23 protein-coding genes are annotated in these 22,641 nt (G+C 71.6%); 14 read left to right on the top strand and 9 right to left on the bottom strand.

Translation table 11 applies throughout. The annotated features are described in order from the left end of the window. Positions 1-166: 166 nt before the first annotated feature. Complete coding sequence (locus tag ACFY36_RS22710) at positions 167-589, top strand: pilus assembly protein CpaE (protein WP_499747955.1); 423 nt, start codon at positions 167-169, stop codon at positions 587-589. Here the strand turns inward: ACFY36_RS22710 and ACFY36_RS22705 are convergent. From ACFY36_RS22705 to ACFY36_RS22685, 5 genes are all read right to left on the bottom strand, one after another. Further along, positions 570-3,950, bottom strand: coding sequence for an ATP-dependent helicase (locus ACFY36_RS22705; RefSeq protein ID WP_499747954.1), 3,381 nt, complete (start codon positions 3,948-3,950; stop codon positions 570-572). The genes ACFY36_RS22710 and ACFY36_RS22705 overlap by 20 nt on opposite strands. After that, positions 3,947-7,843, bottom strand: a complete 3,897-nt coding sequence (locus ACFY36_RS22700; protein WP_499747953.1) for a PD-(D/E)XK nuclease family protein — start codon at positions 7,841-7,843, stop codon at positions 3,947-3,949. The genes ACFY36_RS22705 and ACFY36_RS22700 overlap by 4 nt, the downstream gene beginning before the upstream one ends. Positions 7,844-7,872: 29 nt before the next feature. After that, complete coding sequence (locus tag ACFY36_RS22695; RefSeq protein ID WP_499747952.1) at positions 7,873-8,895, bottom strand: LacI family DNA-binding transcriptional regulator; 1,023 nt, start codon at positions 8,893-8,895, stop codon at positions 7,873-7,875. A 247-nt stretch (positions 8,896-9,142) separates the two neighbouring features. Further along, a complete protein-coding gene (locus tag ACFY36_RS22690; protein ID WP_499747951.1) occupies positions 9,143-9,688 on the bottom strand; it encodes an LOG family protein in 546 nt (181 codons plus the stop codon). A 1-nt stretch (position 9,689) separates the two neighbouring features. After that, positions 9,690-10,469, bottom strand: coding sequence for an LOG family protein (locus ACFY36_RS22685; RefSeq protein ID WP_097317988.1), 780 nt, complete (start codon positions 10,467-10,469; stop codon positions 9,690-9,692). A 180-nt stretch (positions 10,470-10,649) separates the two neighbouring features. On the opposite strand from ACFY36_RS22685, the gene ACFY36_RS22680 reads away from it, so the two are divergent. Then, positions 10,650-10,841 (top strand): hypothetical protein, encoded by a 192-nt coding sequence (locus ACFY36_RS22680; protein WP_499747950.1) that lies wholly within the window; start codon positions 10,650-10,652, stop codon positions 10,839-10,841. Here ACFY36_RS22680 and dapE read toward each other — a convergent pair. Continuing rightward, complete coding sequence (dapE, locus tag ACFY36_RS22675) at positions 10,838-11,917, bottom strand: succinyl-diaminopimelate desuccinylase (protein WP_499747949.1); 1,080 nt, start codon at positions 11,915-11,917, stop codon at positions 10,838-10,840. The two genes, ACFY36_RS22680 and dapE, sit on opposite strands and share 4 nt — an antisense overlap. Positions 11,918-11,992: 75 nt before the next feature. Between dapE and dapD the strand changes: the two genes are divergently transcribed. Further along, positions 11,993-12,934, top strand: coding sequence for a 2,3,4,5-tetrahydropyridine-2,6-dicarboxylate N-succinyltransferase (dapD, locus tag ACFY36_RS22670; RefSeq protein ID WP_499747948.1), 942 nt, complete (start codon positions 11,993-11,995; stop codon positions 12,932-12,934). On the opposite strand, the gene ACFY36_RS22665 is transcribed toward dapD, so the two are convergent. Further along, positions 12,931-13,740, bottom strand: a complete 810-nt coding sequence (locus ACFY36_RS22665) for a LysR family transcriptional regulator ArgP (RefSeq protein WP_499747947.1) — start codon at positions 13,738-13,740, stop codon at positions 12,931-12,933. The genes dapD and ACFY36_RS22665 overlap by 4 nt on opposite strands. Positions 13,741-13,812: 72 nt before the next feature. Here ACFY36_RS22665 and ACFY36_RS22660 point away from each other — a divergent pair, with 72 nt between their 5' ends. The 6 genes from ACFY36_RS22660 to ACFY36_RS22635 all read left to right on the top strand — a co-directional run bounded on the left by ACFY36_RS22660 (position 13,813) and on the right by ACFY36_RS22635 (position 17,548). After that, positions 13,813-14,409 carry a LysE/ArgO family amino acid transporter gene (locus tag ACFY36_RS22660; RefSeq protein ID WP_499747946.1) on the top strand — a complete coding sequence of 199 codons (597 nt, stop codon included), beginning with the start codon at positions 13,813-13,815 and terminating at the stop codon, positions 14,407-14,409. Positions 14,410-14,455: 46 nt separating this feature from the next. After that, the gene (locus ACFY36_RS22655) at positions 14,456-15,508 is read left to right on the top strand and encodes a DNA polymerase III subunit beta family protein (protein ID WP_499747945.1); all 1,053 of its coding nucleotides are present in this window, start codon (positions 14,456-14,458) and stop codon (positions 15,506-15,508) included. A 52-nt stretch (positions 15,509-15,560) separates the two neighbouring features. Beyond that, positions 15,561-15,782: a metalloregulator ArsR/SmtB family transcription factor gene (locus tag ACFY36_RS22650; RefSeq protein WP_499748204.1), complete on the top strand. Its 222-nt coding sequence runs from the start codon at positions 15,561-15,563 to the stop codon at positions 15,780-15,782. Next, positions 15,688-15,981, top strand: coding sequence for an SRPBCC family protein (locus ACFY36_RS22645; RefSeq protein WP_499748203.1), 294 nt, complete (start codon positions 15,688-15,690; stop codon positions 15,979-15,981). The genes ACFY36_RS22650 and ACFY36_RS22645 overlap by 95 nt, the downstream gene beginning before the upstream one ends. A gap of 89 nt (positions 15,982-16,070) precedes the next feature. After that, a complete protein-coding gene (locus tag ACFY36_RS22640) occupies positions 16,071-16,811 on the top strand; it encodes a class I SAM-dependent methyltransferase (RefSeq protein WP_499747944.1) in 741 nt (246 codons plus the stop codon). A 29-nt stretch (positions 16,812-16,840) separates the two neighbouring features. Further along, the gene (locus ACFY36_RS22635; RefSeq protein WP_499747943.1) at positions 16,841-17,548 is read left to right on the top strand and encodes a carbon-nitrogen hydrolase family protein; all 708 of its coding nucleotides are present in this window, start codon (positions 16,841-16,843) and stop codon (positions 17,546-17,548) included. Here ACFY36_RS22635 and ACFY36_RS22630 read toward each other — a convergent pair. After that, positions 17,545-18,297 carry an SDR family NAD(P)-dependent oxidoreductase gene (locus ACFY36_RS22630; protein WP_499747942.1) on the bottom strand — a complete coding sequence of 251 codons (753 nt, stop codon included), beginning with the start codon at positions 18,295-18,297 and terminating at the stop codon, positions 17,545-17,547. The two genes, ACFY36_RS22635 and ACFY36_RS22630, sit on opposite strands and share 4 nt — an antisense overlap. Continuing rightward, positions 18,294-19,016, bottom strand: coding sequence for a class I SAM-dependent methyltransferase (locus tag ACFY36_RS22625; protein ID WP_499747941.1), 723 nt, complete (start codon positions 19,014-19,016; stop codon positions 18,294-18,296). Before ACFY36_RS22625 ends, ACFY36_RS22630 begins: the two co-directional genes overlap by 4 nt. A 31-nt stretch (positions 19,017-19,047) precedes the next feature. Here ACFY36_RS22625 and ACFY36_RS22620 point away from each other — a divergent pair, with 31 nt between their 5' ends. The 5 genes from ACFY36_RS22620 (at position 19,048) to ACFY36_RS22600 (ending at position 22,634) form a co-directional block, all read left to right on the top strand. Continuing rightward, on the top strand, positions 19,048-19,443 hold the full coding sequence (locus ACFY36_RS22620; RefSeq protein WP_499747940.1) for a RidA family protein: 396 nt from the start codon (positions 19,048-19,050) through the stop codon (positions 19,441-19,443). Between the two features lie 432 nt (positions 19,444-19,875). After that, positions 19,876-20,340 (top strand): hypothetical protein, encoded by a 465-nt coding sequence (locus ACFY36_RS22615; protein ID WP_499747939.1) that lies wholly within the window; start codon positions 19,876-19,878, stop codon positions 20,338-20,340. Between the two features lie 48 nt (positions 20,341-20,388). Beyond that, positions 20,389-20,874, top strand: coding sequence for a hypothetical protein (locus tag ACFY36_RS22610; protein WP_499747938.1), 486 nt, complete (start codon positions 20,389-20,391; stop codon positions 20,872-20,874). Next, positions 20,871-21,560 carry a hypothetical protein gene (locus tag ACFY36_RS22605; protein WP_499747937.1) on the top strand — a complete coding sequence of 230 codons (690 nt, stop codon included), beginning with the start codon at positions 20,871-20,873 and terminating at the stop codon, positions 21,558-21,560. The genes ACFY36_RS22610 and ACFY36_RS22605 overlap by 4 nt, the downstream gene beginning before the upstream one ends. A 420-nt stretch (positions 21,561-21,980) precedes the next feature. After that, a complete protein-coding gene (locus tag ACFY36_RS22600; protein ID WP_499747936.1) occupies positions 21,981-22,634 on the top strand; it encodes a hypothetical protein in 654 nt (217 codons plus the stop codon). Positions 22,635-22,641: the final 7 nt, after the last annotated feature.

Below are 22,641 nucleotides of genomic sequence, written 5' to 3'. Positions count from 1 at the left end.
AGACCCGCACTTCGCGAGTCTCGTGTCGCCGTACTGATCGCCCGTACCGGAGAAACCCGGGTTACGACAAAGAGCGCCTGGGGCAGACTTCCCCACAGGCGCTCCTGAGTACTTGGGAACCAAACTGACAACGCGGAGAGCCTAACACGAACAGAGGGGACTGCCAGTGATCGGAGTACAACTCGCGGGACAGCTGAAAGAGGCCGGGCTGACCTGGAAACCGACCCTGGGCGACCGGTTCGCGATCCCCGACCGGGACCTGGACGACGAGGTCTTCGTACTGAGCAACATGACCATCGAGGTGCACTCGATGCCGGAGGGGCCGGTGATCGGCTTCAACGGGACCACCGAGTGGGCCCTGGACGACGTCGAGATGGACGAGACGGTGTGGCTGCCGCGCGAGGACCAGCTGCGCGAGCTCCTCGGCGGAACGTTCCAGCAGCTCAGGCGTGGTCCTGGCGGATACGAGGCGCTGATCGACCTGCTCGGCGAACAGCGGGTCTTCACAGCGGGGACAGTGGAGGAGGCCTACGCGGCGGCCCTGCTGCACCTCCTGGCGGCGGCCGGGATCAATCACCCGTTGGAGTAGGGATCCGCTCGACCAGGGCGGCCAGCTCCTCGGCGCTCAACAGGTCGACCGGTCGTACGGTGACCTGCTCACGGACGTAGTGGAAGGCGGCACGGACCCGGTTGACCGGCACCCCGGCCAGCGAGGCCCAGGCGATCCGGTACGCCGCGAGCTGAATCGCCGCCGCCTCGGCGTCCGCGCCCTCGGGCCGGCGGCCGGTCTTCCAGTCGATGACGTCGTAGCGGTTGGCCGACTCGGCGAAGACGGCGTCCATCCGGCCCCGCACGACGACACCGGCGATCGTGGTCGCGAACGGCACCTCCACCTCGACCGGGGTGCGGTCGGCCCACTCGCTGGCCAGGAACGCCTCCTGCAACGCGGTCAGCTCCGCGTCGGCCGCCGCGTCGTCGTCGGCCGCGCCCGGCAGCTCGTCGATGTCGATCAGCCGCTCGGCGCCGAACCGCTGCTCCAGCCACGAGTGGAAGGCCGTGCCCCGCCGGGCGTGCGGCATCGGCCGCGGCGGCAGCGGGCGGCGCAGCGACCGGGCCAGCGCCTGCGGGTCGCGGCGCAGCACGACCAGCTGCGAGACGGAGAGATGCCCCGGCAGGGCCACCTCGATCGGGCCGTCGCGGCGGGCGCGCTCGTCCCGCTCGGCCAGCAGCAGATCGGCTTCCGTACGCCAGCGGTCGATGTCCTCCCCGCCCTCGGACGGCATGCCGGTCAGGTCGGCGGCCAGCCCGGCCCGGGCCAGGATCTCCGGCTCGCGCTCGGCCAGCTCGACGAACGCCTCGGCGGCCGACGGGTCGGGCTGGGCGATCATCCGGCGGATCAGGTCGGCCGCGGCCGCCATGGCCGGGCGGCGCCGTCCCAGCGGATCGGACGGCCACTCCACCCTCTTGTCCTGCTGGTCGGCCGGGTTCGTGGCCCCCGCGGCCGGCTCGGGCGTCCAGACGTCGACCACTCCGGCGCCCTCGTCGCAGGTCGCGCGGATCTCGTCGAGGAAGACCGACGGGCCGCGCGGGCGCTTCACGCCGTCACCCCACCAATAACCGGAGCAGAGCAGCAGCCGCCGGGGCCGGGTCACCGCGACGTACGCCAGGCGCCGCTCCTCGCGCTCGTCGTGCTCCCGCCAGGCCCGGCCGAACGCGGTGACCGCGCCGACCACGTCCTTCTGCTCCAGCGCCCCGGACAGGTCGAGCCGGGGCAGGCCGTCCCGGTCGCCGCGCAACGGGAACGGCAGCACACCCACGCCCATCAGGTAGTGGTCGGTGTTGCGGCTCTGCCCCGGCCACACGCCGCGGCTCAGGCCGGCCACCGAGACCACGTCCCACTCCAGGCCCTTCGCGGCGTGCGCGGTGAGGATCTGCACCGCCCCCTCGACCACGTCGACCTGGCCCGGCTCCAGGCCGCGCTCCTCCTCCTCGGCCGCGGCCAGGAACGCGAGGAAACCGGCCAGCGTGCCCCCGTCGGTTTCGGCCGCGTAGCGGGCGGCGGTGTCGCCGAGCGCGTCCAGATGGCCACGGGCCAGACCGGCGTCGCCCGCCGCCCAGCCGCGCACGGCGACCTCGACATCCAGCCCGGCGGTCCGCTCGATGTCCGCCACCAGATCGGGCAAGGGCTGGTCGAGGCGCTGCCTCAAGGCACTCAATTCCCGGCTGTACGCCTGGAGGCGCGCATAGCCCTCGGCGGAGTACAGCTGCGGCACGCCCAGGTCGGCCATCGCCTCGACCAGCGTGGCGTCGTCGAGGCGGTCGCCGACCACGGCGTCCGGTTCGGCCCCGGCCACGACGGCGGCCCGGGCCGCGGCCAGGTGCCGGGCCCGCCGGTGCAGGGCCACCAGGTCGCGCGGGCCGATCCGCCAGCGGGCGCCGGTGAGCAGGCGGAGCAGCGAGGCCCCGTCCGTGGGATCGGCCAGCACCCGCATCGTGCACACGACGTCGCGTACCTCCGGGGTGTCCAGAAGCCCGCCCAGACCGACCACCTCGACCGGCAGCCCCCGATCGCGCAGCGCCTCCTCGATCGCCGCGATCTGGCTCCGCACCCGCACCAGGACGGCGCTGGTCGGACGTTTCTCGAGCGGGATCTCGTCGGGCGGCGACCCGGGCATGCCGGCGGCGATCTGCCAGGCCCGCAGCATCGAGTCGGCGATCCAGTCGGCCTCGTCGGCGAAGGTCGGCAGCAGCGCGCAGGAGACCGTGCGGCCGCCGACGTCGGCCACCCGGGCCGCCGACCGGAGCTCCTCGACGCGCGCCCCGAACGCCCGCAGCGGCTCGGAGAGCACGTTGGCGACCTGGAGGATCTCGGGACGGTTGCGCCAGCTGCGGGTCAGGGCCCGGATCCGGGCCCGGGTGCCGTCGCGGCGCGGGAACTCGGACGGGAACCGCTCGAGCGTGCCGGCCGAGGCGCCCCGCCAGCCGTAGATCGACTGGCAGGGGTCGCCGACCGCGGTGACCGGGTGACCCCCGCCGAACAGGTTGTTCAGCATGGTCACCTGCGCGTGGCTGGTGTCCTGGTACTCGTCCAGCAGGACGATCTTGAACCGTCCCCGCTCGATCTCGCCCACCTCGGGATGGTCGCGGGCCACCATCGCGGCCCGGGCCATCTGGTCGCCGAAGTCCATCGCCTCGAGATCGAGTTTGCGGCGCTCGTAGAGGCGTACGAGGGGAAGAAGGGTGAGGCGAAGCCGCTGGCGGCCCAGCATGTCGGCCACGTCCTTGTAGACGCGGCCGGGCAGCTCCTGCACCTCGGCGAAGAACCGGCCGGTCCAGGCGGCCAGCTCGTCGGGCGCCACCAGATGCTCGGCCAGCTCGCCGGAGAGAGCCAGCACGTCGTCGGTCACGGTGCCGGGCGCGCGGTTCACGCCGGTCATCTCGCCCGTGTACGACCGCACGAGCGAGTCGACGATCTGCCAGCGGGCGGCCTCGGTGAGCAGTCGCGCCGACGGCTCGAAACCGGCGCGCAGGCCGTGCTCGGTGACGACCCGGGCCGCGTACGAGTGATAGGTCGAGATGGTGGCCTCACCGGCCAGGGCGTCGTCGCGGCCGAGGCGGCGGACGAGCTGGCCCAGCCGCGTGCGGACCCGGTGGGCGAGCTCGCCGGCGGCCTTGCGGGTGAAGGTGAGGCCGAGGATCTCGTCCGGATGGGCGTAGCCGTTGGCCACGAGCCAGACGACCCGGGAGGCCATCGTCTCGGTCTTGCCGGAGCCGGCCCCAGCCACCACGAGCAGCGGCTCCACCGGCGCCGAGATGATCTCGGCCTGCTCCGGTGTGGGCCGGTGCAGCCGCAGAAGCCGCGCCAGCTCGTCGGGCGTGTAGCGGGGCCCGGCATCAGCCCGCCGGCGCGGCGCCGACGGCTCGTCGGCGAAAAGACTCGGCTGGGTCACTGCTCTACCACTTGGCGGCCTTTACCGGAGATGGGGCAACTGGTGCGGACCGGGCAGACCCGGCAACGGCTGTTGGCGACGGCGGAGAAGGTGGCGGCGGCCATCGTCTCGGCCGTACGCCGGACCATCGCCTGTGCCCACTCCGGATCATCGGCGTCGGCCAGCGGAAGCTGCATCTGCTCACGGGCGTCCTTGCCCGGCCCGAGCTGCACGAGGGCGGCGCCGCCACTCTCGTCGCCGTAGTCGCCGAAGGCGCCGGCCTCGACGGCGGTCTGATAGCCGGCGAGCTGGGCGTGCTCCTCGAGATCGGCCGACGAGACGGCGGTCGTCTTACCGGTCTTGAGGTCGATGACGACGAGCCGGCCGTCCTCGTCGATCTCGAGCCGGTCGACCCGCCCGGTCAGCTCGATCGGCCGCCGCTCGTCCTCGAGCCGCACGGTGAACTCGTGCTCGATGGCGAGAAGCCGCCGGGGATTGGAAGCGAGCCAGCGCAACAGCTTGTCGACCATGCCCTGCGCCCGCTCCTGCTCGGGCCCGGCCAGCCAGCGGGCGGCCAGCTCGATGGCGTCGAAGCGGGCGCTGACATATTCGACGAGCTTCTCCCGGTCGGCGTTGGCGTTCTCGGCGAGCATGGCGGCGGCGTGCACAAGATTGCCGACCCCTTGAGCGGGCCCGGCCGGAGCGGCGCCGCCGTGCCGCTCCAGAAGCCAGCGGAGGCTGCACCGAAGAGCACTCTCCATCGAGGAGGGAGTGACCTTGACCGGCTCACCCTCATCGACGAGGGGCCGGTCGTCGGAGAGGGGCCGGAGCCCCCACCACTCGTCCGGGTGGGCGCCGGGCACGCCGGCCCGGGCCAGCTTGGCCAGCTCGGCCGCGGCGGCCCGCCGCCGGCTGGGCGTCTGGTTGCTGCCGACCACGACCGTACGAAGCTCAGCCACCAGGGCGGCCAAAGTGAGCGCCCGGGGCGTCCGCCCCATGGTCAGCTCACCGGGCTCGGCTTGCACACGGCCCTCGCCGCTCGGCTGGTCCAGCGCGCTCGCGTCGTCATCGGCCGGCGTCTCGTAGCCCGGCTCGACATCGGCTCGCGGCCCGAACAGAATCGCCTCCTCGAGCCGAGCTTCGGACCGCTCGCCCCCACCGCCGGTCTCACCGTCAGCGCCGGTTTTGGCGTCAGCGCCCGTCTCGCCGTCAGCGCCGGTCTTGGCGTCGCCGGCCGGCTCGGGCGCGTCGTCGTGCGGCGGATCGGTGTCCCACGGGTCCGAGTCCGCCGGGCCGGGGCCGGGCTCGTCCGGGTCGGGCTCGGGTGGGCCCGGGTCGGAAGGGCCGGGCTCGGTGGGGCCCGGGTCGTCGGGGTCGGTTGGTGGGGCTTCGGGGCCCGGCTCGGGCTCGGCCAGCTCGCTGAGGAAGCGGCTGGGCTGTTCCTCGCCCTCGGAGCCGCCGACGCCGGCCGAGGCCACGGCGGTGGCGATCAGCTTGCGGCGGGCGCGGGTGGCGGCCACATAGAACAGACGGCGTTCCTCGTCGAGCATGGCCGACGTCTGGCCGACGACCGCGGCCTCGCCCGAGGCGGCCCGGCCGGCGATGAAGTCGACCAGGCGCTCGGAGCCGAGCAGGCTGCCGCGCAGGCGCAGGTCGGGCCAGATGCCCTCCTGGACGCCGGCCAGCACCACGACGTCCCACTCCAGGCCTTTGGCGGCGTGGGCGGTCAGGAGTCGTACAGCCTCGCCCCGGTCGGCACTCGGCGCGATCGAATCGGCCGGCAGATCCTGGGCGAGCACGTGATCTAGGAACACCTCGGTGCGCGCGCCGGGCAGCCGGTCGACGAACCGGGCCGCCGCGTCGAAGAGGACCACCATCGAGTCGAGATCGCGGTCGGCCGCCTCGGCCCGCCACTGCCGGGCCCGGCCCGCGTCCGCGTTCTCGGGGGCCGGCCCGTTGCGGGTGCTCATCGCGTACCACCGGTCGGCCAGGCCGCTGGCCTTCCAGACCGTCCACAGCACCTGCTCGGCCGTGGCCCCCGGCGCCGCGGCCGCCTCGCGAGCCGTAGCCAGCAGCCGCGCCACCTGCTGCGCCGGATGGGCCCAGCGCCGCTCCACCATGTCGAGCCCGGCCGGATCGCGCACGGCGTCGACCAGCAACTCCCCCGACGGCCGCCGGTCACCGGCGGCGAGCGCCAGCGCCCGGAGCCCCTGCCGGAGCCGCCGCTCCGCGAGCGGATCGGCCCCGCCGAGCGGCGAGTGCAGCAGGGCGACCGCCGCTTCTTCGTTCAGCGCTTCGGGCGAGAGCGCACACCGCAGGAGAAGAAGGAAGGGCGCCACCGCCGGCTGAAGATGAAGCGGCAGATCCTCGGCGTGCGTCACGGTTGGCACACCCGCGGCGGCCAGCGCCCGCTGCAACGAGGGCAGCTGCAAGGAGGTCGACCTCAACACCACGGCCATCCGCGACCACGGCACCCCTTGAAGCAGATGGGCTTCCCTGAGCGCATGGGCGACATAGGCGGCTTCAGCCGTAGCCGCCCGAAAAATCCGGACAACCGCCGCGTCCTGAGGCCCGCCAGCCGCCCCAGATCGAACCCCGCCCTTCACGCCGGATGACGAGTCCGACTCCGTGCCGGAAGTGGCGATATTTCCGGGTGATCGGCGCGAATCGGAAGTCGATCCCTCGCTCGAGGCGACGGAAGGAGAAGAGGTTCCACGCTCGGCCGAAGGTGTGGAGCCGGGCGCATCGGGACCGAAGGGCACGGGTCCGATCGAAGCCGCGGGCTCCGGCGCAGGCGACGTCTCGACCGAAGAGGCAGGCGGGTGCATGGGGCGGTGACTGATGGGCCCTCGCATGCGGCGGGCCACCCGCGCGGTCGCGCCCAGCAAAGGGGCCGGGGCCCGGTAGTTCGTGTGGAGGGTCAAGGTTTCGGCTACGGCGCCCGAGGCCGTGCGGAAATGGAACGGGAAGCTGGAGACCACGCCCGGGTCCGCACCCCGGAATCCGTAGATGGAAGCGTCGGGGTCGGCGAACGCCACCAGGGGCTTGCCGCCCCCGGCGACCAGGGACAGCAGCTCTATCTGGGCCGGGTCGGTGTCGGCCAGCTCGTCGACGTAGACGTACGCCAGGCGGCGGCGCTCGGCCTCCAGCAGGCCCGGCGTGTCCAGGAGCAGGCCGGAGGCGGCCCGGACCAACTCGGCCGGGTCGTACGCCGCCGAGCCCCTGGTCGTCACGTCGCGCAGGGCCAGGACCGCCACGTATTCGCGGAGGAAGCGGGCCGCGGCCGGCCAGTCGGCCCGGCCCAGGCGCTCGCCCAGGCGGGCCAGCTCGGCCGGGCCTATGCCCCGCTCGGCCGCTCGCTGCATCAGGTCTCGGAGCTGCTGGGCGAAGGCCTTTGTGGGTAGCGCGGGGCGCAGCGACTCGGGCCAGCCGATCTCGTCGGTGGCCTCGGGGTCGCCGGCCACCTCGAGGAGCTCGCGGATGATCAGGTCTTGCTCGGGGCCGGTGAGCAGGCGCGGCGAGGGCTCGCCGCGCTCGGCGGCGGCCCGGCGGAGCAGGCCGAAGGCGTACGCGTGGAAGGTGCGCACCAGCGGCTCGTGGACGATGCGGCCCTCGTCGCCGGCTATCCGGGCCTCGATGCGGTCGCGCAGGGCGGCCGAGCCGCGGCGGCCGAACGTGAGGACCAGGATGGTCTCGGGGTCGGCGCCCTCGGCCACGCGGGCGGCCACCGACTCGACCAGCGTGGTCGTCTTGCCCGTGCCGGGGCCGCCGACCACCAGGAGAGGCCCGTCGGTGTGGGAGACCACGTACGACTGGAAGGGGTCGTCCTGGATCTCCGGCGGCGCCGTGGGGGGACGCCGGACGAGGCGGTACGCCGGACGGCGCACCGCGGCGGAGGGGGCCGGCGTGCTCACGGCATCAAGGAAACCACGAGGGTACGACGTTATTCGCCGGGCGGTCGGCCGACCGACGCGCGCACCCGGACCGGCATCGGCAGGCGGGTGACGGCGGGGTCTCGTACGGGACCCAGAAGGGTTTGAACCGCCTCCCAGCCCAGTTGGTAATGCGGCAGCGCGATGCTCGTCAGCTGCGGCCGAAGCCACGCGGCGAGCTCGGAGTCGTCGAACGACACCACCGACACGTCGCGCGGCACCGAGCGGCCGGCGTCACGCAGGGCCTGATAGGCGCCCAGGGCGACGCGGTCGTTCAGGCAGATGAGACCGCTCGGGGCGAACCCGTCCTCGAGAGCTTGGGAGACGGCCTCATACGCCGAGTCGGGCCACCAGTCGCATTCGACGACGCCGGCCAGTTTGACGCCCTCGTCGGCCAGCGCCGCGCGGATGCCCGCCAGCCGCTCCCGGCCCGCGAAGACCTTGGTCGCGGGCGTGCCGACCAGGTGGATGCGCTGCCGGTGGCCGGCCCGCAGCAGGGTCCGGGCGGCGTCGGCCCCGGCGGTCAGCTCGTCGGGGATGATCTGGTGCTGGGCCGGCCGGGCGCCCCGGGTCAGGCAGTTGAGCAGCACCACCGGGCGGTCCTTGAGCAGCTTGGGCACGCGCACGTAGCGGGTGAACATGCTCGCGTAGATGAACGCGTCGACCTGCCGGTCGAGGAAGTCGGAGATCAGCTTCTCCTCGACCACCGGGTCGCCGTCGGTCTCGCCGATGAAGAGCAGGTTGCCCTGGGCGACGGCGGCGGCCAGGCTGCCCTGGATGGCCCGCCCGGCGTACGGGTCGGAGGCCAGCGTGTCCGAGACCAGCGCGATCGTCCTGGTCACCTTCGTACGCAGGCTGCGTGCCATCAAGTTGGGCCGGTAGTCCAGCTCCTGGGCCGCCCGGAGGACCCGTTGCCGGGCGTCTTCGGAGATCCTCATGTCCACGTGGCGTCCAGCCAGGACGAAGGAGGCCGTGCTGCGGGACACGCCGGCCCGCTGTGCGACCTGCATGAGGGTCGCCCGTTGCGGGGGCATGACGGCAGTCAACCACGACCCGCCAAACGGAAACCACTGATCGACATCTATTGACGCCGGGGCCCGGCAGGAGCACGGTCGGGCTAAACGCATTCAGCCCCCGGCGAGCGCGACGCCGCCGGTGGCCGGCGCGAGCGCGCCGGCGCGTCCGGTGAGAACGCGCTCGGCGCGCCCCGTCCACCGGCGGGCTCGCCGGGGCCCTGGTCCCGCCGGGTGGGTGTGGTGACACCCGCCCGGCGGGACGCCTCTAGACCAGGTGCTCCTCGATGGCGTCCAGGGCGGCGCCGATCGATTTCGCGATGATCACCCGTTCGAGGGCGGCCGAGCGGACGAACGCCGTGTCGGCCAGTTGGCCGAGCCAGGCGACCAGCCCGTCGTAGAAACCGTCGGGGTCGAGCAGGACGATCGGCTTGTCGTGCAGGTCGAGGGTCGAGGTCGTCCACACCTCGAAGAGCTCGTCGAGCGTGCCGAGACCGCCGGGCAGAGTGATGAACGCGTCCGACCGCTCGATCATGATGTTCTTGCGGGCGCCCATGTCGCTGGTGACGATCAGCTCGTCGGAGGCCAGGTCGGCCACTTCGAGGTCGACCAGCGACTGCGGGATCACGCCGAGGGTGTGCGCCCCGCCGGCCCGGGCGCCGTCGGCCAGGGCGCCCATCATGCCGACGCAGCCGCCGCCGGAGACCAGCGAGTGGCCACGTGCCCCCAATTCGAGCCCGGTGCGGGTGGCCAGGTCGAGCCACTTCTGTTCGAGGGTGCTGGAGGAGGCGCAGAAGACACAGATGGCCGCCATGTCACCGTTTCCCGTTCGCCTCGGCCAGCGCCGCGTCGGCGTCCACGATGATCTGGACCGCCTCGTCGACGTCGTCGGTGACCCGCAGCAGCTCCAGGTCGGCCTCACTGATCTTGCCGTCGGCCAGCATCGTCCCCTTGAGCCAGTCGAACAGGCCCGACCAGTACTCGGTGCCCATCAGGATCACCGGGAAGCGGGTCACCTTCTTGGTCTGCACCAGCGTGATCGCCTCGAACAGCTCGTCGAGGGTGCCGAAGCCGCCGGGCAGCACGACGAACGCCTGGGCGTACTTCACGAACATGGTCTTGCGGACGAAGAAATAGCGGAAGTCGATGCCGATGTCGACCCAGTCGTTGATGCCCTGCTCGAACGGCAGCTCGATGCCGAGCCCGATCGACATGCCGCCGGCTTCGGTGGCGCCGCGGTTGGCCGCCTCCATGACGCCCGGGCCGCCGCCGGTGATCACCGCGTAGCCGGCCTCGGCCAGGGCCGCGCCGAGGTCGGCCGCGAGCTCGCACTCGGGGCTCTCGGGGGTGCTGCGCGCCGAGCCGAAGACGCTCACCGCCGGCGGCAGGTCGGCCAGCGTGTCGAAGCCCTCGACGAACTCGGACAGGATGCGCAGCGCCCGCCACGCGTCCTTGGTCTTCCACTCGCGCCGGTGATGGGAATCGAGCAGTTTCTCGTCGGCGGTGCTCGGTGGAATCGACTCGCGGCGCAGGGTGACGGCGCCGCGATGACGCTCCGCCCCGCCCTGGCGTCGCCCGTTGGTGCTGTCCGTCATGCCTAAAAGGTAGTGCGGACGGTCAGTAACCCGGTGAACAACCGGGTGGGTTTCGGTAAGAGGATTGCGGGCCGCCGACCTTTTTGCCAGATTGAAGCAACGGACGGTAGCTCTCATGCGTCTGTACAGTTACCGAAATCTCTCGCGGCACGCACGGCCACCCGGGCTTAAGGAGCCACCGTGACGACCCGATACGAACGCCTGAAGATGCAGCGCCGCATGCAGCGGCGCATCCGACTGGTGGTCGAGGAGCGGCGGATGGCGTTCGGCGCCGGAGCCGCTTCCGATCCCGAGGAGACGATCGAGATCCCGCCGACGGCCCTGCCGCAGCCGGCCCCCGCCGTCGGCCGGGTACGGATAATCAACGCTTAGAACTCAGCCGAGGCCAGCCATCGGTGCAGGGTGGCCGCGCCATCGCGGATCTTGCCGATCTCGACGTGCTCGTCCGGCGCGTGGGCCAGCAGTGGGTCGCCCGGACCGTAGTTCAGAGCCGGGATGCCCAGCGCGGCGAACCGCGCCACGTCGGTCCAGCCCAGCTTGGCCGCCGGCTCGGCGCCGACGGCGGCCAGGAACTCGCGCGCCGGCTCCGCGGTCAGGCCGGGCAGCGCACCCGGGGCCGAGTCGGTCAGCTCCACCTCGAAGCCCTCGAAGACCTCGTGCACGTGCTCCAGCGCCTGCTTCTCCGTACGGTCCGGAGCGAAGCGCATGTTGACCTCGACCACCGCCTCGTCCGGCACGACGTTCCCGGCCACGCCGCCCGAGATGCGTACGGCGTTGAGCCCTTCACGGAACGTACAACCGTCGATGGTGACCGTGCGGGCCCGGTAATCCGAGAGTCGCCGCAGCACCTCGCCGGCCGCGTGGATCGCGTTGACCCCGCGCCAGGCCCGCGCCGTGTGCGCCCGGCGGCCCGTCGTGCGTACCTTGACCCGGAGCGTGCCCTGACAACCCGCCTCGACCACGCCGTAGGTCGGCTCCAGCAGCACCGCGAAGTCGGCCCGCAGCCAGTCCGGCCGCTCCTCGGCGACCAGGCGCAGGCCGTTGAACTGGGAGTCGATCTCCTCGGCCTCGTAGAAGAGGTAGGTGATGTCGTAGCCCGGGTCGGGCAGGGTGGCCGCCAGGTGCAGGGCGAGGGCGACGCCCGACTTCATGTCGGAGGTGCCGCAGCCGTAGATGAGGTCGTCGACGACGGTCGACGGGAAGTTGTCGTTCAGCGGCACCGTGTCGAGGTGGCCGGCGAGCACCACCCGCTGTTCGCGGCCCAGATCGGTGCGGGCCATCACCGTGTTGCCGAGCCGGTCCACGCTGAGGTGGGGCATCTGGCGGAGGACTTCTTCGACGTAGCCGGCGATCTGCCGCTCGTTGCGGGAGACGGACTCGACGTCGACCAGGGCGCGGGTGAGCTGCACGGGGTCGACCAACACGTCCGGGGTCAGGGGGTTGGCCATAGGCCGCACGATACCGGCCGGAAGTGAATCACCCATCGACTTACGATCCTCATCACGCCCAGTAGGCTTTCGGCCGTGGACAACGCGATCTCGACCTCCCCCGCCTGGGGCATCGGCCTCGCCACCGTGACCGCGGATGGCCAGGTCCTGGACACCTGGTTCCCCTTCCTCGGACTGGGCGACCTGCCGGCCGAGCCGCCGGTGCTGCCGGCCGGACTGACCGGCCCCAGGGCGCTGCCCGGCCTGTCGACGGTCGAGGTGCGCACCACCATCGGCTCGCTGGCCGACCCCATCAAGGACGCCTCCGACGCGTACCTGCGGCTGCACCTGCTCTCGCACCGGCTGGTGGTCCCGAACGGGCTCAACCTCGACGGCATCTTCGGCGCGCTGGCCAACGTGGCCTGGACCTCGGCCGGCCCGTGCCCGGCCGACCGGGTCGACGAGCTGCGCTTCCTGGAGCGCGCGGCCGGCCGCCACCTGGCCGTGTACGGCGTGGACAAGTTCCCGCGGATGACCGACTACGTGACCCCGTCGGGCGTGCGGATCGCCGACGCCGACCGGGTGCGCCTCGGCGCCCACCTGGCCCCGGGGACCACGGTCATGCACGAGGGCTTCATCAACTTCAACGCGGGCACGCTGGGCACCTCGATGGTCGAGGGCCGCATCGTGCAGGGCGTCGTGGTCGGCGACGGCTCCGACGTCGGCGGCGGGTCGTCCATCATGGGCACCCTGTCCGGCGGCGGCCGGGACAAGGTGCGCATCGGCGAGCGCAGCCTGATCGGCGCCAACGCCGGCATCGGCATCTCGCTCGGCGACGACTGCGTGGTCGAGGCCGGCGTCTACATCACGGCCGGCTCCAAGCTGACGCTGCCGGACGGCCGGGTGGTCAAGGCGCGCGAGCTCTCCGGGGTCGACAACCTCCTCTTCTGGCGCAACTCGGTGACCGGGGCGCTCGAGGCCCGGCCGCGCAAGGGCACCGGCATCGAGCTCAACGCCGCCCTGCACGCCAACGACTAGATCAGCGCGGTGACGGCCGCCGCCCGGACGGCGGCCGTCAGCTCTTCCAGCACCTCTGATCCGATGCGCCAGTACTGCCAGTAGAGCGGCACGTCGAGAAACTTGCCCGGAAATAATTGGACATAGTGCCCGGCTTCGATGCCCGGGGTCGCGATCGACGACGGCACCATCCCCCAGCCGAGGCCCAGCCGGATCGCCTCGACGAACGCGGCGGCCGCTGGCACGTAATGGATGGATAAATCCGACATGGGCATGCCGGTGGCTTCCATGAAGCGGTGCTGCAACCGATCTTTCCGGTTATAGACGATCAACGACTCGGAACCCGGCCGCCCCACCGGCAAATACCGCATGGAACCCAGCGACTCGATCCGGCACCCCTGCACGGCCACATGATCGGCGGTGACCGCGGCCATCGCCGTCCCCGACCGCAGCAGATCGGCCGTGTAGTCCTGATCATCGGTGTGCAGCTCGTACTGCGGCCCCGGCACCTCGGCCAGCGCCGGCAGGAACCAGGTCAGCAGCGAGTCCGCGTTCACCACGATCGACACCCGGGTGCCGTCGCGGGCCTGACTCAGCGCCTCCCGCTCCAGCAGCGCCACCTGCCCGGCGAACCGCACGAGCGCCTCACCGGCCGGCGTCGCCACACACGGCTTGGCCCGCCGCACCAGGACCTGCCCCACCGAGCGCTCCAGCGCCTTGATCCGCTGGCTCACCGCCGACGGCGTCACATGCAGCTGCCGGGCCGCCGCCTCGAAGCTGCCCGAGTCGACGACCGCCTGGAACGTGGTCAACTGAGCGAAGTCCATGTTTAGAGAATCTAACGCAACGTCAAAATCTTTAGCTTGAGTACGGCCGTGAGCCCTCCTACCGTCGAGAATGTGCTCACCTCCGTCCTGGCCGGTTTCGCCGCGTCCGCCGTACTGATCATCGCCATCGGCGCCCAGAACGCCTTCGTCCTGCGCCAGGGCCTGCGCCGTGAACACGTGCTCGCCGTCGTCCTGGTCTGCGCCCTTTCCGACCTGCTGCTGATCCTGGCCGGCATCGGCGGGCTCGGCGCCGTGGTCACCGCGCGCCCCGACGCGGTGACGGTCGTCCGCTGGGTCGGCGCGGCCTTCCTCATCACGTACGCCGTGCTGGCCGCCCGCCGCGCGCTGCGTCCCGCCGCCCTCAGCCCCGCCGAGCGCGCCCCGGCCACCCTCGGCGCGACCCTGCTCACCTGCCTGGCCCTGACCTATCTCAACCCGCACGTCTATCTCGACACCGTGCTGCTGCTCGGCTCGGTCGCCCAGCAGCATCCGCACCGCTGGCTGTTCGGCGCCGGCGCGGCCGCCGCGAGCCTGGTCTGGTTCACCGCCCTCGGGGCCGGCGCCCACCGCCTGGCCCCGCTGCTGGCCCGTCCCGCCGCCTGGCGGATCCTGGACGGCTTCATCGCCTTGGTCATGCTCGCGGTGGCGGTGACACTAGTGGCGGGTTGACCCTCGACCAGGTCGAGGCCCCAGGTTCTCAGGGGTGCGAGGAGACATGCGGAGCATCGGCGAGGTGGCCCGGGCCAGTGGGCTCAGCGTCAGCGCGCTGAGGTTCTACGACGGCGCGGGCGTGCTCGTCCCGGCCGGCGTGGACGCGGTGACGGGCTATCGCCGCTATGCCGACGAGCAGGTGCGGGCGGCCCGGCTGATCGCCGGGTTGCGCCGGGCCGGCATGCCGGTGGCGGAGATCGCCCAGGCCGTCCGCGAGCTTCAAGACCCTTCTTCCGTACGCCGCCGGATCGATCACCATCGGCGGCGGCTCGAGGACGGTCTGGCCGACGCGAAGCGTGAGCTCCTGCGCATCCACGCCCTGCTCGACCTGGAGGAGCATCTGATGACCCGCCTCACCCTGCCCGGCGCCGCGCTGGCCGCCACGATCGACGCCGTCCGTTTCGCCGCCGGGGCCGACCCGTCCCTGCCGATGCTCGGTTCGGTCCTGTTCGACGTCGCCGGCGACCAGCTCACCCTGGTCGCGACCGACCGCTTCCGGATGGCCGTGGCCGGCGTCGCCGCCACCGTCGAGGGCCCGCCGGCCCGGGCCGTCCTGCCGCTCGACTTCCTCGACGGCCTGCGTCCTCGCCTGACCCACGGCCCGGTCGTGATCGACCTGGCCCCGGTCGACGTCCGGGTCGAGCTGCCCGGCGGCGACACCATCGACGGCAAGCCGCTCGACCTCGACTTCCCCGATCACCGGCGGCTCCTCGGCGGCCTGCCCGACCCGGCCCGCCGGGTCACCATCGACACGGCCGCCCTGCGCTCGGCGGTGGCGGCCGCCCCCACGGCGACCCGTGAGCACGAGGGCCGGGCATACGAGGTCACGGTCCTGAGCTTCGACCCGGCCGGGGACGTCCGGCCCGTCCCGGAGAGCGAGTGGGCGGCGGACGCGAAGGACCGCGTCGCCGTGAACCGGGAGTTCCTGTTGCAGGCCCTCGACGCCGGCAACGCCGGGCAGCTGATCCTCGAGCTCGACGGCCCCATCAGGCCCTTGGCCGTGCGGGTGCCGGGCGACGCCTCCCGCTTCTCAATCCTGATGCCGGTCCGGCACTGAGCTGGCTGGCACTGAGCTGGCTGGCTCCGCTTCGCTCGGCGGCGTGCCAGAGATGGATGTCTTCGGCGCTCTGGCCGATCCGGTTCGCCGGGAGTTGCTTCGAGCGTTGCGTGACGGGCCTTTGCCCGCCGGCGAGCTGACCGGGCGGTTCGCGCTGAGCCGCCCGGCCGTCTCCGAACATTCGGCGGTGCTGCGGCAGGCGCGCCCGGTCACCGAGGAGCCGCGGGGCCGGCATCGCTACTACCGCCTGCCGCCGGCCCGCTGGCCGAGGTGAGCGACTGGCTTCACCCGTTCGAGCGGTACTGGCGCGGGCGCTGACCGAGCCCACGATCACCTGGCGGCTGGAGCCCGAGGGGTCCGGGACGCGCCTTTTCCTGGTGCATGGCGGGTTCGTGCCCGACTCGATGCCCCTGCACGGAATGGGGAAGGGCTGGCTCGGCCTTCTTCGCCGGATCGAAGCCGCGGCGGTCTGAACAATTTACGACCGGTTCACACGGATCTTGTTTTGAGCCACGTCACACCCCCTGCTTGCCGCACAGGGACAGTGGTTACCGTCGGGGGTGTGCGCATCGGTCAGCGATACGAGGACACGGCCGGCCCGGCCGTCGGCGAGCGCGCGACCGGCTGGGAGTTCGCCTGGCTGGACGGTCGCCACGTCGGTTCCGAGCCGACCTGGTCGTACCCCTCGATCGCCCGCACCCTTCTGCGTGACGCCGGGTCGCTGCTCGATCTCGACACCGGCAGCGGTGAGCTGCTGGCCGAGCTGACGCCGCTGCCCCGGCACACCGTCGCGGTGGAGAGCTGGGCGCGCAACACCCCCGTCGCCCGGGACAGGCTGGCGCCGTTCGACGTGCCGGTGCTGACCGAGCTCCCCGGCGGCGAGGACGAGTTCGACGTGGTGCTGAGCCGGCATGGGCGGCTCCCCGCGTCCGACATCGTCCGCCTGCTGCGGCCCGGCGGCCGCCTCCTCACCCAGCAGGTCGGCAGCGACGACCTGGCCGGGCTCAACCACGCGCTGGACGCGCCGCCGGCCCACCGCCAGCCCTGGAACGCCGATGTCGCGGCGAGCGCCCTCAGCGCCGCCGGCCTCGAGGTGACCGACGTGCGCGAGGAGCGCCCGCCGGTCACCTTCCACGACATCGGCGCCGTGATCCGCCAACTGCGTGACCTTCCCTGGCAGATCCGTGACTTCGCCCCGAGCCGCTACTCCGAGGCTCTCGCCCGACTGGACACGTTCATCCGCCTGCACGGCGGGCTGACCGTGACCGCACACCGTTTCCTCGTCCAAGCCGTACGTCCTTAGAACCGCATCCCCCACAGGAAGATCGCCCCATGCGCTCTCTGGTCATCGCCGTCGCCCAACCGCCGGTGCACACGCTCGACATCGCCGCGAACGTCACGCGGCACGCGTCCGCGGTTCGCGCGGCCGCCGCCCGGGTGGTGGTCTTCCCCGAGCTCTCGCTCACCGGGTACGACCTGGACGCGCCCCTGCTGAAGCCCGATGATCCGCGGCTGACCCCGCTGGTGGAGTCGTGTACCGCCACCGACACCGTCGCGCTGGTCGGCGCGCCGGTGCCGGGCCCGTACATCGCCATGCTGCGGATCGACGCCGACGGCGTGCAGGTCGTCTATCGCAAGCAGTACCCGCACCACACCGAGGGCCGCTTCCAGGCCGGCCCCGGCCCCGAGGTGATCGAGGTCGACGGCTGGCGCCTGGGCCTGGGCATCTGCCGCGACACCGGCGTCGAGCAGCACGCGGCCGACACGGCCGCGCTCGGCATCGACGCGTACGTGGCCGGCGTGGTCGACGAGCCGGCCGACGATGTCGTCCTGGCCGAGCGGGCGCGGCGGATCAGCACCACGTACGGCGTGTGGACGGCGATCGCCTCGTGCGCCGGCGCGACCGGCCCCGCCTATCCGGCCACCGCCGGCCGCTCGGGCATCTGGCAGCCGGACGGTCTCGTCGCCGCCCGCGCCGGACGCGCTCCCGGCGAGATGGCCAGGGCGACGCTCTTCGCCGAGCAGCTCGCCCGGATCTAATCCAGGAACGCTCCACAACTGACGTTGATGCTGGCGCCCGTGATCGTGCGGGCCCAGTCCGACGCGGCGAAGACGGCGGCGTGGCCGACATCCTCCAAGGTGGCGGCCCGGCCCAGCAGCGTGGTCGCGGTGATCATCTCGCGGATCTCCCCAGCCCCGGGCATGTCGTCCGGCAGCGTCTCGGCGATGCCGGAGGTGGCCAGCGTGACCACCCGGATGCCGTGCTCGCCCAGCTCGGCCGCGAGCTGGCGGCGCAGCGCCTCGACGGCGGCGAACCCGGCCAGCAGCCCGCCGAGCCGGTGCATCCGGTTGGCCGTCTTGTCTCCCTCGCCGCCGAAGAAGAGGATGACGCCCCGCTTGCGCGGGATCATGTGGCGGGCCGCCGCGCGCGTGGTGAGGAACTGCGAGCGCAGCGGCTTGGCCACCGGGGACAGATAGTCGTCGACGGCCATCTCGGCCAGCGGCGTGCCCTGCACGTCGTAGGTCGAGATCACGTTCACCGAGATGTCGATCCGGCCGACCTCGGCCGCGTGCGCGTCGACCGCCGCCTCGTCCAGCGCGTCGAGCACCGCGGTCTCGGCCCGGCCTCCCGCCTCACGGATCGCTCCGGCCACCTTGTCCAGGCTTGACGCCGTACGGCCGGCAAGAAAGACCTTTGCTCCTTGCGCCGCGAAGGCCTTGGCCATGGCGCCGCCGACGGAACCGCCGCCGCCGTAGATGATCGCGTTCCGGTCGTCGAGCAGCATCATCGTCGTCCCATCACGAGGGTGGTGTGCAGATCGAGGTGGATCGTGCCGCCGAACCCGTCGATCGCCACCCGCAGCCCGTCGAGAACCCGGCGCTGCATGGCAGGCGAATGCCGGCGGAACGGCGAGAAGGTCTGAGTCAGGGCCAGATAACCTTCGGTGCTGAGCGGCAGGTCCTCGTGCCACTCGAGCTCGTCGACGCGGGCCCAGACCCCGGAGCCGCGCACGTCGTCGACGACCCAGTGGTCGGGCCGCGTCGGGACGTCACGGCCGGTCCGGTCGAAGACCTCGCCGATGGCCGCGGACTGGGCGGGATCGGCATAACCGAACCGGTGCCCGAACACCGCCAGGGTGCCTCCTGGAGTCAGCGAGCCGAAAGCACGCTGATTGCGGCTCTCCTCCGCCATCCAGTGCCAGGCCATCGCGCAGGCGAGCAGCGCGACTCCGCCCGGCGGGGCCGTCCACTCCTCGAAGGTGCTCTCCAGGACGTGGACCGCCGGAAACCTCTCACGAAGGACGGCGGCCATGCGCCCGTCCGGCTCGATGGCGGTGACGCTGTCGCGGATCTTCACCAGCACCTCGGTGCCCTTGCCGGTGCCGGCGCCGATGTCGACAGCGGGCCCCTCGGGCGCCGCCTCAGCGACGGCATGGCTCAGCTCGTCCGGATATCCGGGGCGCACGTCGTCGTAGAGACCGGCCACCTCACCGAAGACCAAAGCCATGGACCCGACCGTAGCGGTTAGGGTTGGTCACGTGCAGCACCATCTGCGGCCGGAGGGGACTCCGCCGACAAACGGGTACAGCCACGCGGTCTCCGTCACCGGCAGTCTGGTGCTGGTCTCGGGCCAGGTCCCGCTCGACGCGAACGGCCAGCTGGTGGGCCCGGGCGACGCCTTGGAGCAGACCAGGCAGGTCTTCCGCAACATCGCGGCGGTGCTGGCGGCGGCCGGGGCCTCGATGTCCGACGTGGTCAAGCTGACCGTCTTTCTCACGGACCTGAAAGACCTGGGTTCCTTCCGTACGGCCAGAGACGAGGTCATCGACCTCAGCCGCCCGCCCGCGAGCTCGCTGGTGCAGGTGTCCGGCTTGGTCAATCCGGCCTTCAAGGTCGAGATCGAGGCCATCGCTTCGACAGAGGCGTCCGCGTAAAGCCTCTTTCAGGTGACGCACCTCGAAAATAGCATCACTCATTAGGGTTCCGCTGCGCTTGCCGGGTGGCAAGTATCGCGATTTTGAACCCCCTTTTCTCACATTATCGACGCCCGTCCGACCAGTGGATCTCAACTTTGATTGATATCATGGCACCCAGCTGATAGCGACACGTTTCCGCTGGTCACGGCGTTCCCAGCGATCTCAAACGCAAGCGCAGAGCTTGAAGCCTCACGTTCGCGTCAGCCTTGCGGGGTCATCGGAACGGCGCTAGTCCCTTGTCTTGGAGTGCGGAACAGGACAGGCGGAAGCACTATCGTTTCTCCGTAGAGATTCGGCCATCTTTGTCGCAGCGCCGGAACGCCGAGGGCACCGGCCACACAAATTCCACGGTTCAGATGACCGTCCCTGGAGGACATTCAAATGCGCAAGATGACCAAGCGTTCCGCCATCGTCACCGCCACGGCCGTTCTCGCGGTGGGTGCCGGCGCGGCGGCTTGGGCCGCCAACGGCTGGACTGTCGACGGCAAGGGCACCGCCTCGGCCGAGGGCGCGGAGATCAAGGCTCTGAACGCCCACGCCGCGGTGGTCGACAAGCTCTACCCCGGCGTCGTCACCAAGATCTCGTTGACGGTGGACAACCCGAACGAGTTCCCGGTCATCCTCGACAAGGCCATCACCCCCACCAAGTTCACCGTCGACCCGGCGACGCCCAAGTGCGAGCAGGGTCTGCTCACCGCCGTGAAGAGCACCGACTTCCCCGGCACTCCCACCGTGCAGGCGAAGAAGTCGGCCACCGTCGAGTCGAATCTGACGATCGGCGAACTGCCGCAGGACTGCGCGGCCAAGAAGATCCAGCTCGAATACACCTTCAAGGCCGTCAGCACCGTCAAGTAATCGTTCTTCGTCGCTGGTGCCGCAGTCCAATCGATCCGGGGACAGTTGATGTTGAAGAGCTGGCGGACCTCCGTAGCCGCGGCGGCGTTGATCGGCGGGACCGTGGTCGCGTTCACGCCGGGATCGCCTGAGTCGCCCGATCCCTCGGAGAACGAGGCGATGGTGCTCGTCGGGCGTGAGCAGGGTGGGGGTGCGATGACCTTCGAACTGCAGGGCCGCGGCGTCCGGGGCCTTTACCCCGGCGCGGTCAAGCAGATGCGGGTGACCGTGGTGAACCCGTCGCAGTACCGGCTCCGCCTGCACGGCATCAGCGGCAAGGTGGTCTCGTCGTCACGGCGCGGTTGTCCCGCGACCTCGGCGAGCCTGCTGGTCAAGGCCTACAACGGACGGCTGCCCCAAGCGGTCGAGCCGAGAAGCCGCACGACGCTGGACGGCACCGTCCCGGTCACGATGCCGTCCGGGGCCACCACCAGGTGCGCGGGCACCCGCTTCACCATCGCCCTGACCGGGACCGGCCTGCGGGAACGCCGATGAGGCGGCTTCTGCTGATCGGCACTGTCGCCGCGGCCCTCGGAGTGGCGGGCACCGTCGTCGCCTACGCGGACTGGTCGGTTCCGGCCAGTGAGCTCACCGTCACCGCCCGGGTCGCGGCGATGCCCCGCGGCGTCACGCCGAGCGCGGCCAAGCAGAACGGACAGGCCGTCGTGAGCTGGAGCGCCCAGGAGCTGGTGCCCGGCGTCCGGATGGATCATTACGTGGTCACGGCCCACAGCGTCGGCGCCCCGGCGCGGCCGGACCTCACCCACACCGTCGCCGCCTCCGGAGCGGCGACCGAGTCGGTGACCTTCGCCGTGGACGCCGTCGCCGGCGGCAAGTGGTACTGGACGATCGTTCCGCGCTACGCCACGTGGACGGGCGCGGAGGGCCGCAAGAGCCAGCAGCTCTCGTTCCCCGGCAAACCGGCCACGGCGCCCGCGCCGGCGCCCGCACCGGCCGCCGGGGTCGCGGCCGCGGTCGCCGCCCCGGTTCCGGCGCCGGCCACCGTCGTCACCACCTCCCCCACCGCCGAGCCCGCACCGGCGGAGGCCGTCACCAGTCCGCCGGCGGCGCGCGAACCGGAGCCCGAGTCGACCGTCCCGGTGACGACTCCTCCGGATCCACCCCCGAGTCCGGCCGAGCCGTCCGCCAGCGGCTCTCCGGCCACGGACATTCCTGAATAGGTGGGGAAATGATCGAGCCCTCGGCGGGGTCCCACGCCGAGGGCTCGATCGATTTTGCAGGGTGGGGATTAGCCCGGTCGAATTAGTCCGTTCGACGCGATCTCGGCGATGAAGCGGGAACGCGACATCCATTCGTACAAGGGCCCGGGTCCTGGATTTTGAGTTTTTGGTTGTCGCTGCTAGGAGGGTGTCCGGGCCGATGAAGTGCGTTTTGCGGGAAAGCGCTGGTCAGCGCCGTGACTTGAAATTGTCGTGGGCATTCCCTCGACTGGGGTAAGCCGGACAGGCGGGCTTGTGCGATTTATGCGCGCAGAACGGCGGACGGAATCCCGATCACATGACCCGGCGTCGTCGAGGACCGTTGTACACACCAGTCCCCACCGGTCGTCGAGGAGGAACGCGGAACATGGAGGCAGCGTCATGATGCGGCGTGAGGTCCTCACTCGACTGCGTGAAGGCGGCATCCGTGACCGTGGCAAGAACGGTAACAAGGCCGGCGACATGCACGTCGAGCTCGCCACGGCCGACCACGAGGAGCCGACGTGGGAGGTGCGCAGCCCGGGTGACGTACGGAAAAGCACCAAGCTCGACCGGCGCACCCGGACCATCCTCAGCATCGCGGCGGCGGCCGCGGTCGTGGTGAACGCGGGCGCGGCGTGGGCCTACTGGCAGATCACCGGGTCGGAGACGCGGCCGGTGTCCGACGCCGGACCGGTCGAGCTGGCCCTGCGCGGGCGGTCGGACCTGAACGTGCCGCTGAAGCGCGGCGACAGCGGCAACCTGACCGTCACCGTCACCAACGACACCGGCTATCCCATCCGGATCACCGCGGTCACGGCGGGCGCCGGCAACATCATCGCCGACCCGGAGCACCGCGACGCCGGCTGCACCGACGCCGCGGTGACGTTCACCCGGCCGCGGTTCGACGTGGTGTGGGAGGTGGAGCAGAACGCGGTCCGGGCGTTCGCCGTCACCACCGCGCTGAGCCTGCGCGAGAACGCCGCCGCCGCGTGCGAGGGCGCCACCTTCACCGTGCCGGTGCAGGCTTCCGGCGTACGCCGGACCTTGGATTGAGGTTTCC

This window comes from Actinoplanes sp. NPDC000266 (genome assembly GCF_042899005.1).
Classification (GTDB): Bacteria; Actinomycetota; Actinomycetes; order Mycobacteriales; family Micromonosporaceae; genus Actinoplanes.
Note: the sequence above shows the minus strand (reverse complement) of the source record. Positions and strands in the feature narration are given on the sequence as shown.

Excerpts from the sequence above, each read along its gene's own strand:
- ACFY36_RS22665 (WP_499747947.1), bottom strand. The coding sequence starts at position 13,740 with ATGGACTTCGCTCAGTTGACCACGTTCCAGGCGGTCGTCGACTCGGGC.
- ACFY36_RS22610 (WP_499747938.1), top strand. The coding sequence starts at position 20,389 with ATGTTGAAGAGCTGGCGGACCTCCGTAGCCGCGGCGGCGTTGATCGGC.
- ACFY36_RS22635 (WP_499747943.1), top strand. The coding sequence starts at position 16,841 with ATGCGCTCTCTGGTCATCGCCGTCGCCCAACCGCCGGTGCACACGCTC.
- ACFY36_RS22685 (WP_097317988.1), bottom strand. The coding sequence starts at position 10,469 with ATGACGGACAGCACCAACGGGCGACGCCAGGGCGGGGCGGAGCGTCAT.
- ACFY36_RS22690 (WP_499747951.1), bottom strand. The coding sequence starts at position 9,688 with ATGGCGGCCATCTGTGTCTTCTGCGCCTCCTCCAGCACCCTCGAACAG.
- dapE (WP_499747949.1), bottom strand. The coding sequence starts at position 11,917 with ATGGCCAACCCCCTGACCCCGGACGTGTTGGTCGACCCCGTGCAGCTC.
- ACFY36_RS22615 (WP_499747939.1), top strand. The coding sequence starts at position 19,876 with ATGACCAAGCGTTCCGCCATCGTCACCGCCACGGCCGTTCTCGCGGTG.
- ACFY36_RS22625 (WP_499747941.1), bottom strand. The coding sequence starts at position 19,016 with ATGGCTTTGGTCTTCGGTGAGGTGGCCGGTCTCTACGACGACGTGCGC.
- ACFY36_RS22650 (WP_499748204.1), top strand. The coding sequence starts at position 15,561 with ATGGATGTCTTCGGCGCTCTGGCCGATCCGGTTCGCCGGGAGTTGCTT.
- ACFY36_RS22600 (WP_499747936.1), top strand. The coding sequence starts at position 21,981 with ATGATGCGGCGTGAGGTCCTCACTCGACTGCGTGAAGGCGGCATCCGT.
- ACFY36_RS22630 (WP_499747942.1), bottom strand. The coding sequence starts at position 18,297 with ATGATGCTGCTCGACGACCGGAACGCGATCATCTACGGCGGCGGCGGT.
- ACFY36_RS22655 (WP_499747945.1), top strand. The coding sequence starts at position 14,456 with ATGCGGAGCATCGGCGAGGTGGCCCGGGCCAGTGGGCTCAGCGTCAGC.
- ACFY36_RS22605 (WP_499747937.1), top strand. The coding sequence starts at position 20,871 with ATGAGGCGGCTTCTGCTGATCGGCACTGTCGCCGCGGCCCTCGGAGTG.
- ACFY36_RS22695 (WP_499747952.1), bottom strand. The coding sequence starts at position 8,895 with ATGCCCCCGCAACGGGCGACCCTCATGCAGGTCGCACAGCGGGCCGGC.